General features: G+C 48.7%; 10 protein-coding genes. 3 read left to right on the forward strand and 7 right to left on the reverse strand.

Annotated features, from left to right (window positions below):
- Positions 1 to 8 precede the first annotated feature (8 nt).
- The 6 genes from D8682_RS23050 to D8682_RS23080 all read right to left on the reverse strand — a co-directional run bounded on the left by D8682_RS23050 (position 9) and on the right by D8682_RS23080 (position 8,109).
- Entirely contained in the window at positions 9 to 1,817 is a 1,809-nt protein-coding gene (locus tag D8682_RS23050; RefSeq protein ID WP_121815212.1) for an extracellular solute-binding protein, read from the reverse strand.
- A 157-nt stretch (positions 1,818 to 1,974) separates the two neighbouring features.
- Positions 1,975 to 3,552 (reverse strand): cyclic di-GMP phosphodiesterase, encoded by a 1,578-nt coding sequence (locus D8682_RS23055; protein WP_064544960.1) that lies wholly within the window; start codon positions 3,550 to 3,552, stop codon positions 1,975 to 1,977.
- A gap of 242 nt (positions 3,553 to 3,794) precedes the next feature.
- A complete protein-coding gene (gene mepS, locus D8682_RS23060; protein WP_064544962.1) occupies positions 3,795 to 4,361 on the reverse strand; it encodes a bifunctional murein DD-endopeptidase/murein LD-carboxypeptidase in 567 nt (188 codons plus the stop codon).
- Positions 4,362 to 4,782: 421 nt separating this feature from the next.
- Positions 4,783 to 5,490: a phosphatase PAP2 family protein gene (locus D8682_RS23070; RefSeq protein WP_121815213.1), complete on the reverse strand. Its 708-nt coding sequence runs from the start codon at positions 5,488 to 5,490 to the stop codon at positions 4,783 to 4,785.
- A gap of 42 nt (positions 5,491 to 5,532) precedes the next feature.
- A complete protein-coding gene (locus D8682_RS23075; protein WP_121815214.1) occupies positions 5,533 to 6,513 on the reverse strand; it encodes a GTP-binding protein in 981 nt (326 codons plus the stop codon).
- A 132-nt stretch (positions 6,514 to 6,645) separates the two neighbouring features.
- Positions 6,646 to 8,109, reverse strand: a complete 1,464-nt coding sequence (locus D8682_RS23080; protein ID WP_121815215.1) for a mannitol dehydrogenase family protein — start codon at positions 8,107 to 8,109, stop codon at positions 6,646 to 6,648.
- A 208-nt stretch (positions 8,110 to 8,317) separates the two neighbouring features.
- On the opposite strand from D8682_RS23080, the gene uxuA reads away from it, so the two are divergent.
- Positions 8,318 to 9,511, forward strand: a complete 1,194-nt coding sequence (uxuA, locus tag D8682_RS23085; protein WP_064544970.1) for a mannonate dehydratase — start codon at positions 8,318 to 8,320, stop codon at positions 9,509 to 9,511.
- A 113-nt stretch (positions 9,512 to 9,624) separates the two neighbouring features.
- Here the strand turns inward: uxuA and yeiP are convergent, their stop codons facing one another.
- Positions 9,625 to 10,197 (reverse strand): elongation factor P-like protein YeiP, encoded by a 573-nt coding sequence (gene yeiP / locus D8682_RS23090; RefSeq protein ID WP_064544972.1) that lies wholly within the window; start codon positions 10,195 to 10,197, stop codon positions 9,625 to 9,627.
- A 166-nt stretch (positions 10,198 to 10,363) separates the two neighbouring features.
- Here yeiP and D8682_RS23095 point away from each other — a divergent pair, with 166 nt between their 5' ends.
- Positions 10,364 to 10,618: a YkgJ family cysteine cluster protein gene (locus D8682_RS23095; RefSeq protein WP_064544974.1), complete on the forward strand. Its 255-nt coding sequence runs from the start codon at positions 10,364 to 10,366 to the stop codon at positions 10,616 to 10,618.
- Positions 10,619 to 10,756: 138 nt separating this feature from the next.
- On the forward strand, positions 10,757 to 12,364 hold the full coding sequence (locus D8682_RS23100) for an ABC transporter substrate-binding protein (protein ID WP_064544977.1): 1,608 nt from the start codon (positions 10,757 to 10,759) through the stop codon (positions 12,362 to 12,364).
- Positions 12,365 to 12,368: the final 4 nt, after the last annotated feature.

The raw sequence follows: 12,368 nt of genomic DNA on the forward strand, positions 1-12,368 counted from the left end.
GAGTTCCCTTAACGCCGGTTTTCTGGTAATTGAGCGGCTTTATTGACGTCATACCACCAGGTGTCAAAGCCAGTTGTGTATAACGGATGGATGGCAGGTTTGGAGAGTTTTCCCCACCAGGCGAAGCGGTCTGCTGCCATGTACCACATCGGAATCATGTAATTATTCCATGTCAACACACGATCCAGTGCACGCCCCAATGGCAGCAATTTTTGTTTGTCACCTTGATGCGCCACAATTTGAGAGACCAGTTTATCGACTACCGGGCTTTTTACTCCCGGCGCATTGTAAGAGGAGTCGATGTATTCTGAGGCCCATGAAATTTGCACATCCGCGCTAGGGTAAGGCATGGCGCTGTAAACCCTCGGCATCATGTCGTAGTCACGGCTGCGCAGGCGATTGGTGAGCTGCGAGTTATCCACCTGACGCACCTCCATTGTGATCCCCAGGCGTTGTAAATTATGCTGGAACGGTAAAACCCACTGGGTGTTGCCGGTGGTGCCAATCAACAACTCGAAGCTAAACGGTTTCCCGGTTTTCATATTGATGAGCTTCTGGTCTTTGAGTTCCCACCCAGCATCTTTCAACAAGTTCAGCGCTTTGAGTAGGTTGTCACGGTCAAAGCCATCACCGCGGGATTTTGGCGGGTTGTAGATAGTGGTAAACACCTCTGGCGGTAAGTCATCTTTCATGGGGGCCAGGATCGTCAATTCATCGGCATTCGGGTAATCCCGCGCGGCATATTCTGTGTTCTGGAAATAACTATTCGCCCGATTGTAGGCCCCATAAAACAGCGCTTTATTCATCCATTCAAAATCGAACGCCAGGCCAATCGCTTCGCGGACTTTTCGGTCTTCGAAGATCGGGCGCTGGATATTAAATGCCAGCCAGCGTGTGTCCTGAGCGGCATCGTTGGGCCGTTCTTCTTTTATAATGAAATGATTCGCAAAGTTCTTTCCGGTATAGCGTGTCGCCCAATTCTTTGCGCTTGCTTCGATGTGAAAATCGTAGGCTCCGGCCTTAAAAGCTTCAAAAGCGACATTGTCATCGAGGTAGTAGTCGTAACGGATGGAGTCGAAATTCCAGCGACCACGGTTTACCGGTAAATTGGCAGCCCAATAGTCTCTGACGCGGGAGTAGGTAATATATTGCCCCATGCGCCATGCCGTTATTTTATAAGGGCCACTGGCCAGCGGAGGAGCAGAAAGCGGGTCGCTGAGCTTATGATCTTTCCAGAATTTTTCAGGGAACACCGGGAGCGAGAATAGCCCCAGCATCCGTTCTTTACTGGGGTCCGCCAGCTCGATGCGCACCGTTAACGGCGCGATGGCTTTAACTTTTGCGCCCTTATAAATCAGGCGAAACTGCGGCACACCTTCAGTCATGAATTTATTGAAAGTGAAAGCGACATCGCTGGCTTTGATGGGCGTCCCATCATGAAAACGTGCGCGGGGATTAATTTCAATTTCAGCCCAGGCAAAATTGCTGGGATAGCGCGCCATTTCACCGATTAACGGGTAATAACTGCCAGGCTCATCATCTGAGGTGGTAAAAAGCGTGTCATACAAGGATTCGGTACGCACGCCAGGATTGCCGCGTAGCGCATAACGGTTGAAGTTATCAAAGGTGCCAATCGCCGACAGTGTGATGTTTCCGCCCTTTGGGGCTGCGGGGTTGACGTAATCAAACTGCGTGAAGTTAATGGCGTACTTAGGTTCACCTAACACGGCGAAGGAATAGCTTTCCTTGATGTTTTCAGCCTGGCTTGAGGTCGCAATCAGGCAAAGGCTTAGCAAAGCAAAGGCGCGGGCAAACATCTATGGGCCTATCCTTGTCAGAGCGGAGATATTACCTCATTATTTTATCCCAAAATAATATCAATTCTCAGGTAACACGCCACCGCATAATAACTTCATGATGATGAATCATAAGTTATACCCGTCAGACTTCAAGCTGCATCTGTGCTGTCCTTTCTTATGTAAGCTCTTGGTACTCTTTTTGCTGGCCTTCCCATTCCTGCAATTGCTCAAAGGTGAGAGGGCGGGAGAAGTAGTAACCCTGTAAGTAATTCACCCCCTGGTCAATCAACCATTTGGCTTGCTCACGGGTTTCAACCCCTTCGGCGACGGTGGTCATACTGAGTTTACGTGCCAGAGTAAGCACGGCGTCGAGCACCGGAGAGGTGACGGTTTCAAAGCCGATCGAGTTAACAAAGCCACGATCAATCTTGAGATAGTCCAGTTTAAAGCGTTCGAGATAGATTAGTGCGCTGTGTCCTGTTCCAAAATCATCGACAGCAATTTCATATCCCTGCTCGTGCATCCAGGTAAACAGGCAACTGGCTTCATTTTCTTTAACCATATCGCGTTCGGTGATTTCAAAAATCAACTGGAAGTGATGAGGGGGCATCGAGGCGGCAAAAGCTTGAATATCTTCTTTGAAGGTTGGCGAGTGCAAATGGCTGGGCGCGAGATTGATACCAAGTCGTGCACCGGGCGGTAAAACATGCTGGAGTTTTTTGGCATCCCGCGCGATCAGTTCAAACAAGTGGCGGGTGAGGGGAACAATCAATTGCTGGGCTTCTGCAAAGGCGATAAATGCATCTGGAGGAATGGGGCCGGCAATAGGATGGTTCCAGCGCATCAACACTTCAACCCCGGACATCTTAAGCTCTTTGGCATTCACGACGGGTTGATACACCACAGAGAATTGCCCGCGTTTAATGCCGGTCAGAATCTCTTTTCCTGAGCGTAGGCGCACAGTAAGCAACCAGGCACATAACGCACTGCTCAGTATGCCGAAAACTAAACCTGTAAGAATGGATATTTGAATGTCTTCAGCAGGCCAGGTTTCACCATATAGCGCTAATTTGATGGGGTAATTCTGAAGAGTAATGATGCGTGTAGGGTGCGTTGGCAACTCTGACACATTCATTACGTTGTTGGATTGCGTGGTTAGTGCTTTATTGCCGACGATAATCGCCATCGAAACCAAATCGCTTTGACGAGTGCTGAATAATAAATAAGGCGTGAGGTCAACATTCAGAGTAGCGAAAACGCCGCGGCCAGCAATCACCGGGTTTTTAAACCATGCGGTAACTGTCGGTTTGCCGGGCATCATTGGCGTGCCGTGCAGGATATCAATATCGACGCTTTGATTAAGATCGATGTCAGGGACGATTTGGTGCATATCCATCAGCATGCTGCCCGTTGCGGAAGAGCAGTAAGCTTCACCATTTCGCACTAACACAAAGGCGCGGACGTTGGCGTTAAAGGCGGCTCGCGAGGTGAGTTCACCCGCAACTTGATGGCAATCAGAAAGCGTTAACGGCTGGATACTGCTGGTGGTGGACTGAAGTTCATTGAAAAAGCGGCTTAGATAGTCACGTATATCTTGCGTCAGCATGTCATAACTGGCTTCACGCTTACTGTGTAGCGTGAGGCTGGTTATTCCACCAATCAATAGCGCAGCAAGGATACCCGCCAAAATACTGAAGGCGGCAATTTGCCGGATAGAGGTAAAGTAGCGTGAAAATATATTCTTCGAAAACATGGATAACGGGTTCCTGCAAGCGCAAGAGACTTATGGTTTATTTGCGTTTTTTTGGACTATAACGCAAAAACTGCCATTGCGTCATAAAGTTTCTAACGGAAATTATGATCATTTTGGAATCGTTTACTGTTAGAACTTACTGAATTTCAGACAATAAAAAACGCTGCCTGGGCAGCGCTTCTTGTCTCGTCGAATTGTTTTCTTGCAAACAGCCAAGGGATTAACTGTCTGCAAGAACCGCATCAACTGCGGCTCAGTACGCGTCGGGCTTCGTTATAACGCTTCTTCCAGTACGGTTCGTCCATGCTTGAAATCGTCACACCACTGCTGGTGGAAGCATGTACAAACTGATTGTTGCCGATATAAATACCAACATGTCGACCGGTCGAACCTGCACGGAACAGAACTAAATCACCAGTACGTAATTTATTACGTGAAATCGATTTACCTGAGTCCTGTTGTTCAGAAGTTGAACGAGGCAACTCTAAACCAAATTGTTCACGGAATGTGCGTTGTACAAATGCTGAACAATCAATACCGCTTTTATTGCTGCCGCCAAGACGATAACGAACGCCTTTCCAGCTTGCATATTGATCCATGAGACGTGTTTTCACATCTACATTACGGACCATCTCTTCGAATTCATCCTGAGAAGCTTGCAGTAAAAAACCATCTTTATTGCCGACTGCATGCGTCTCAGAATGCATATTTGCGGTGTTTGTCGAACTACATGCTGACAGCATTACTGCCACAGCAATTGCGGGAATCGCCCGCAAGATATATCTCAAAATAGGCTGAGATTTGACCATTATGTTTGTTATCCCTTGAAGTCCTTAACGATAAATATCGTTATGCAAAATGCCAACGTGACGAGACTAATTACCTGAACGCCATGAAACAATTGCTTATACGCAAAACTGTGGCATGACGCACAAATTTATTCACACTGAGAATGATTTGGCTTTAAGCACAAAACGTATCCGAGGGTACCCTATCAACACAGACGTGGCGAGTGGTTTTCACTGATTTTTTATAAGAAATTGTGATGTTAATAAACGATAAAGAATATTGCTCATTTGTTAATCGTGATTGGTGTTTATATGTGCAATCACTTCATTTTTGTGGGGAAATGTAAAGGTTAAATATTAGCCTTTTTTGATGGCGAGATGAAAAATCATCAGAGTTCATTCCATTCTCTGATGATTGGGATTCATTCGTGTTTTTCAGATGTTAATTATTTGTATTGGAGCGTTCCGGTAAATAGCGATCCAACAGACTAATTAACCCGTCGCTTATTGTGGTTAATAGCACCCATGGCAAACAAACAAGCGCAATAGAGAGCGAGCCTACGAAGATATCAGTAAACCAATGTGCGCCAATCATCATGCGTGGCATCATGAAAATCAGGAAAATAATAACGGCAATACCAAACGCTTTTTTGCCGAAATAGCGCAGCATGAAGCCAGTGAAAATCAGCAACATTAACCCGTGGTCGCCAGGGAAACTGTCTTTGGAAGCATCCTTCGTCGGGAAATGCAGCAATTCACTGACGCGATAAATATCGGTGAAATACAGCGAAGGGCTGACGTGAGATTCCGGAATCAAATGGCCGAGCTGATTAATAATCACTGCGCAAAATAGCATCACAATCCCCATGATGAACATGCGGCGGCGACCGGTGGCTGATTCTTTACGCCAGAAGCTGAAAAACAGTGAACCCATCGCTAATAACGAAATACCATCAAACACCCGATTATTGGTCACAGCAACAAGTAACAAAAAGGTATGGCTCTTAACCAGCGCCTGGTTAAAGAAATGGAAAATGTTTGAATCGATTACGAACCAATAGCCGTGGCTTGGGGGTAGATACCAACTAAAAAATAGGGCTAAACCCAGCGCGTTCAGCGCCAGGATTACTGATAATCGAAGATTTTTCATACAATATCACGAGGCATTTTAACAAAGGGCGAAAGGGTAGACTTACAAACTTAAACGTAACTTCAACAGGGAAGTTTGCAGTGCGTTCCAGTCAACTTCACCGCTATGAATTAACTCGATGCGGCTGTCCGGTGGTGCGACATTTTGCGTTTCAATATGGAAATCAAGTCCCTGGCGGTTAATGCGCACCAGACCTTCCGCAATTCGCAGCACACCTTTCACGCGGTCGACGGGGGCAAGTCTGGTCCATTCCAGAATCCCGACAGTGTCAAAAAGTGTATCGGCATCAAAAATCCAACCGCAACCAACATAACCCTGGCCACTATTAATGCTGCGTTGCCAGCGTTGATGCTCCGGCAGGCTTAACGCGGCAAGCCCCTTTGATGCGGCGTGGCTGTGACTGTGTTCAGGGCTGGAAGGAAGCTCGCGGAGATTTATACGTGGTCTATCGAGAAGACGGATGTCGATGTTGCCGTTACTCGCTGCAATAATTTCACGCCCCGCAGCTTCGCGCTGTTGCCATTCGGCCAATGCATTGCGGCTTTCATCGCAGGCCCGGTCTTCTTTATTGGCAATAATAATATCGGCGGCAGCCAGCTGATCGCGGAAGTTATCATTATTAATTGCGCGTTCATCAAGCAATTGGCGAGGATCCAGCAAGCAGAGCGTGGCGTTGAGCTCTATCCACGGTTGGTAAACTTCAGCGGTCAGCATATCAAGGATTTGTTTGGGATGCCCGAGGCCGGTTGGTTCAATCAGCAAACGGTCGGGTTTACCCTGGCGTAGCAACGTGTTCAGGCCAACTTGCATTGGCAAACCATTCACGCAACACATACAACCGCCGGGGATTTCTTTCAACAATGCGCCACTGTCAGCTAACAATGCACCATCGATGCCGACTTCGCCAAATTCGTTCACCAGCACAGCCCATTTTTCATGCTCAGGTTTATTGGCCAGCAAATGCAGAATGGTGGTGGTTTTACCGCTACCGAGAAAGCCGGTAATAAGGTTGGTTTTAGTCACAGGTGCTCCGGACAGGTTTAGTAAACCTTACGTGATTGAATGATCACAATCCTGAACAATATTGATGAAAAAAGGAAGACTGAACGCGCCTCGCTTCCTTGTTCAGCGCGTTTAAGGGCATAGATCGTTAAATTAATCGACCAGTTTTGCTACTGCTTCGCGCGCGCCGAGGTTGCATAATTCGCTCCACGCAATTTGGATACGGGCAACAAATTGTTCATCAACAGGCAGGTCGCTACCAAAGATTTCATGCAGGTTGAGTAGGGCGAGTACCCGTTCTTCAGCAGTGCTGCCTTCAACCAGCATTTTTATTTTTCCGGCCAGCGGATCACGAATATCAATCTCATTGCCAGCGTCATCAGTGCCGCTGACATAACGCATCCAGCCTGCGATGCCCAGTGCAAGACAAGGCCATTCATCACCTTGCTGGAGATGCCAGCGCACACTTTCCAGCATACGTTGCGGCAGTTTCTGGCTACCGTCCATCGCGATTTGCCACGTGCGATGTTTCAGCGCCGGGTTTTCGAAACGGTCGAGTAACTTATGTGCATACTGCTGCAAATCGACACCAGTCACGCGCAGTGTCGGCGCTTGTTCCTGCATCATTAAGCGATGCGCAGCCAGGCGGAAATTGTTATCAGCCATACAATCATTGACGTGCTGATAGCCCGCCAGATAGCCGAGATACGCGAGGAAAGAGTGGCTGCCGTTAAGCATGCGCAGCTTCATTTGTTCCCATGGCATCACGTCGTCGACCATCTCAACACCCACTTCTTCCCATGCCGGGCGGCCAGCGACAAAGTTATCTTCAATCACCCACTGGATAAACGGTTCGCCTGAAATCGCGCACGGATCTTCTACGCCTAAGGCATCGGTGATTTCTTGCAGTGATTCCGGCGTTGCCGCAGGGACAATTCTGTCGACCATGGTGCTTGGGAAGGTCACGTGCTCACGGATCCAGTCGGCTAACTCCTGGCTGCGCGTTTCTGCCATGCCAATAACCGCGTTGCGAACGACATGGCCGTTGTCGGGAATGTTGTCGCAGGAAAGTACGGTAAAGGGACACAACCCGCGCTCGCGACGGCGATTAAGTGCTTCCACCAGAATGCCTGGTGCAGAATGGGGCTCGGCAGGATTTTGCAAATCGTGAATAATTCGTTCGTTACTATTGTCGAGTTTTCCGGTCGCCGGGTCGATGCAATAACCCTTTTCAGTCACAGTCAGGGAAACAATCGCCACCTGCGGTTCGCAGAACTTCTCAATGATTGCATCAAGGCCATCAAGTTTTGCGTTCAGGCACTCATTCACCGCACCAATAATAATTGCCTGGTTACCGTCACGGCCTTTTTCCAGCACGGTATATAAATGATCCTGGGCCCGCAGCGCGCTCATCAGTTTGTCGCCACTGAACAAGCTAATTTCACAAATGCCCCAATCGCCCGCCAATTTATTGAGTACCCGATCGGTTAACAACGCCTGGTGTGCACGATGAAATGCGCCAAAACCAAAATGGACGATGCGGGTTTTTAACGCTTTGCGATCATAGCGTGGCTGCTGAACGCTGGCGGGGAGCGTGACCGAAGCAATTGTATTCATAATTGTAAATCCTGATTAACGAATTAGTAACATTGCGCAGTCTAAAGTTATATGACAACAAATTAAATTGGTGTGCTGGCTTTATCCCTTTAATGTGAGCTGGATCAACCAATATCACCGCAAAAATTGACCGAAAAGAAGAATCCGGTATGGTAGTAGTCAATACAGCATTTATAATTGGTATGACAACTTAACTGAGGAACTGTCGATGGAACAAACATGGCGTTGGTATGGCCCAAAAGACCCGGTATCTCTGGATGATGTGCGTCAAGCGGGCGCGACCGGTGTCGTTACTGCTCTGCATCACATCCCAAATGGCGAAGTGTGGCCGGTTGCTGACATTAAAGAGCGTCAAGCCGTGTTGGCAGCGAAAGGGCTGACCTGGTCTGTAGTAGAAAGTATCCCGGTGCACGAAGAAATTAAAACTCACTCCGGTGACTACGATAAGCATATCGCAAACTACCAACAAAGCATTCGTAACCTGGCAGAATGTGGCATCGACACCGTGTGCTACAACTTCATGCCAATTCTGGACTGGACGCGCACCGACCTGGAATATGAATTGCCAGATGGCTCAAAAGCCCTGCGTTTTGACCAGATTGCCTTTGCGGCATTTGAGCTGCACATCCTGAAGCGCAAAGGCGCTGAAGCGGATTACAGCGAAGAAGAGCAGCGTCAGGCGCTGGACTACTTCAACAATATGTCTGATGCCGAAAAAGAAAAACTGACCCGCAATATCATTGCCGGTTTACCCGGTGCGGAAGAGGGTTACACCCTGGACCAATTCCGTGCGCGTCTGGCGGAATATGACGGCATCAGCAAAGATCAATTACGCGAAAACATGGCGTACTTCCTGCGTGCGATTGTTGCCGTAGCAGAAGAAGTTGGCGTGCGTCTGGCAGTTCACCCGGACGATCCACCGCGTCCAATTCTTGGCTTGCCGCGTATCGTTTCTACCATTGAAGATATGCAGTGGCTGAAAGAAACCGTCAACAGCATTTATAACGGCTTCACCATGTGTACCGGTTCTTATGGCGTTCGCGCTGATAACGACCTGGTGCGGATGATTGAAACCTTCGGCGATCGCATTCACTTTACCCATCTGCGCGCAACTTGCCGCGAAGATAACCCGAAAACCTTCCATGAAGGCGCGCACCTGCAAGGTGATGTGAACATGGTTGCGGTGGTGAAAGCGATTCTGACTGAAGAACAGCGTCGTAAAAATGCCGGTGATGTGCGTCCGATCCCAATGCGTCCGGATCACGGCCACCAGATGCTTGACGACCTGCACAAGAAAACCAACCCTGGTTATTCAGCAATTGGCCGCCTGAAAGGTCTGGCTGAAGTACGCGGTGTGGAACTGGCTCTGAAACAGACCCTGTTCCCGGACTTGCTGAAGTAAGCTAAAAATTCCCTGATTGTCTCCTTCTCCCTCAGGGTGAAGGTCGGGATGAGGGGGTTTTACAGACATAAAAAAACGCGCCAATTGGCGCGTTTTTGCATTCTAAACAGCAATTAATCTGCACGACCCATAGAACGCTTTTCAGCGATATGGATGCGGATCTTTTCACCGGTCACCATATATTCTGGAACCTGAATCACCAGGCCAGTCGACATCGTTGCGGGCTTGGTACGGGAGCTTGCTGACGCGCCTTTGATGCCTGGTGCGGTTTCAACAATTTCCAGATCCACAGTCTGTGGTAGTTCAAGTGCCAGCAGTTGGCCATCCCAGGTCAGAACCTGCATGTCTGGCATGCCGCCTTCTGGAATGAACTGCAACTCGTCTTCAATCTGATCTTTAGAGAAGATATACGGGGTGTAATCTTCTTTATCCATGAACACGTATTCGTTGCCATCGATGTAAGAGAAATCAACGTAACGGCGGGTCAGGGTAATGGTGTCGACGATATCGTCACCTTTAAAGCGTTCTTCAACTTTCTGGCCAGTACGGACATCAGAAAAACGCATTTTATAGAGGGTTGCAGCGCCACGTGCGCTCGGTGCCTGAATATCAATATCTTTAACAATCAGCAGTTTGCCGTTGTAATTCAGTACCATACCTTTTTTGACTTCGTTAGCTCTTGCCATCGATGTTTCCTGTAAAAAATTGAGAGTCGAAAATATTGCGACAAATTACTCGCGGGGCGAGTTTCAGGCAAGCGGATTCACTGCTGAAAGCCGATAAATGCACATAGTAAAGCCACGTGACTACTGCTACAGTCCAGATCCTTGTCAGCCCACCGGAGCATTGCAGATGGACTGTCGTCCCGATTGCGGCGCATGTTGTACCGCGCCTTCCGTATCAAGCCCAATCCCTGGCATGCCGCATGGCAAGCCGGCCAATACATCCTGCATTCAACTTGGCGCTGACATGCGTTGTAAAATTTTTCTTTCTCCGCTCAGGCCGAAGGTCTGCGCCAGTCTGCAAGCCACGCGTGAAATGTGTGGCACCACGCGCCAGCAAGCCATGGATTATCTGATATATCTCGAAGCGGCGACGGCCCCTTAACGGCCCATATCCTGGCCGTTTATTCTACCATAACCAGAATAGGGTCAAATATTTAACATGTTGATCATGATATAAATTCCTTGCCTTTGCCTGTCTGAATCTATCAGCAGGAATCAATCATTGGGAAAAGGAAATACCATGAGTAAAAATCTACTGTTATGGCTGGTCAGCCTGATGGCAGTGCTGCCTCTGCAGGCCGCTGAAATCCCACCAGGAACCGTGCTCTCCCCCCAGCAAATTTTCCGCTATAACAATCACAGCGATCCGAACAGCATTGATCCGCAAAAAGTGGAGGAAAATACTGCCGCGCAGGTGGCACTGGATCTTTTTGAAGGGCTGATATGGCTGGATGGCGAAGGGAATCCCCAACCCGCGCAGGCACAGAGTTGGCAAAAAAGTGACGATGGAAAAACTTACATTTTCAGCTTACGTCCTGGACTAACGTGGTCAGACGGATCGGCGCTGACGGCGCAAGATTTTGTCACCGGCTGGCAGCGGGCAGTTGACCCGGCGATTGCCAGCCCCTTTGCTGACTATTTAGCCGCGGCACACGTTGTTAATGCCCAACAGATTGTCAGCGGAAAACTCGCTCCTCAGGAACTGGGTATCCGTGCTGTGGACCAACATACGCTGGAGATCAAGCTCGACCAGGCTACACCATGGTTTATTTCCATGCTGGCATGGCCCACGACATTCCCGGTACCGCACCGCCAGGTGGCGCAGTATGGTGACCGTTGGACGCGGCCAGAGAATATTGTGACCAACGGGGCGTTCGTGTTGGAGCGCTGGATAGTGAATGAGAAAATTATCGCGAAACGTAATCCACATTACTGGAATAATCAGAAAACAGTGCTGGAGCAGGTTGAGTATCTGGTCATCGACAATGCTGTTTCAGGTTATAACCGCTACCGGGCTGGGGATGTTGATTTAACCTGGGTTCCCGCCCAGCAAATCTCTGCGATTCAACGACAAACGCCACAAGAGTTGCTGACTCTTCCACGCCTGAATACCGAGTTTTACACCTTCAATACCATGAAAGCACCGTTTAACGATGTGCGAGTCCGCCGTGCGTTATACCTGACAGCAGACCGGGAGCTGATTGCTGAAAAAGTGCTAGGTCTGCGCGTGCCTGCTACAACTTTGACGCCTGCTCAGGTCGCGGATTTCATGCCTCCTGAATTACCCGATCTGTCGCAACCCATGCGAACGCGTATCGCCGAGGCACAAGCGTTGTTAAAGGAGGCTGGATATGATGCAGAGCATCCACTGTCGTTTGAGATTTTTTACAACAAATACGATCTGCATGAAAAAACGGCGATAGCGTTGGCTTCAATTTGGCAGAAAAATCTACGAGCTAACGTCACTCTGCGTAACATGGAGTGGAAAACCTATCTCGATTCCCGGCGGAGCGGGGATTTTATGTTATCGCGTCAGTCCTGGGATGCTACTTATAACGAACCTTCTACCTTTTTGAATACGCTACTGGCAAACAACCCTGAAAATGTCGGGCACTGGCAGGATGCTCAGTATAATCAACTGATTACGCAGGCTGCCAGCAGCACTGATGCCAAAAAACGCAACGAGTTGTACGCCGAAGCCGAACGCAGAATCAATCAACAAGCTCCGCTTATCCCGCTGTATTATCAGCCAATGATCAAAGTGCTAAAGCCTTATGTCGGCGGTTTCCCACTGCATAACCCGCAGGATTACGTCTATAGCAAGGAGCTGTATATCAAGCAGCACTAAATAA

Source organism: Buttiauxella sp. 3AFRM03 (assembly GCF_003675305.1).
Taxonomy (GTDB): Bacteria; Pseudomonadota; Gammaproteobacteria; order Enterobacterales; family Enterobacteriaceae; genus Buttiauxella; species Buttiauxella ferragutiae.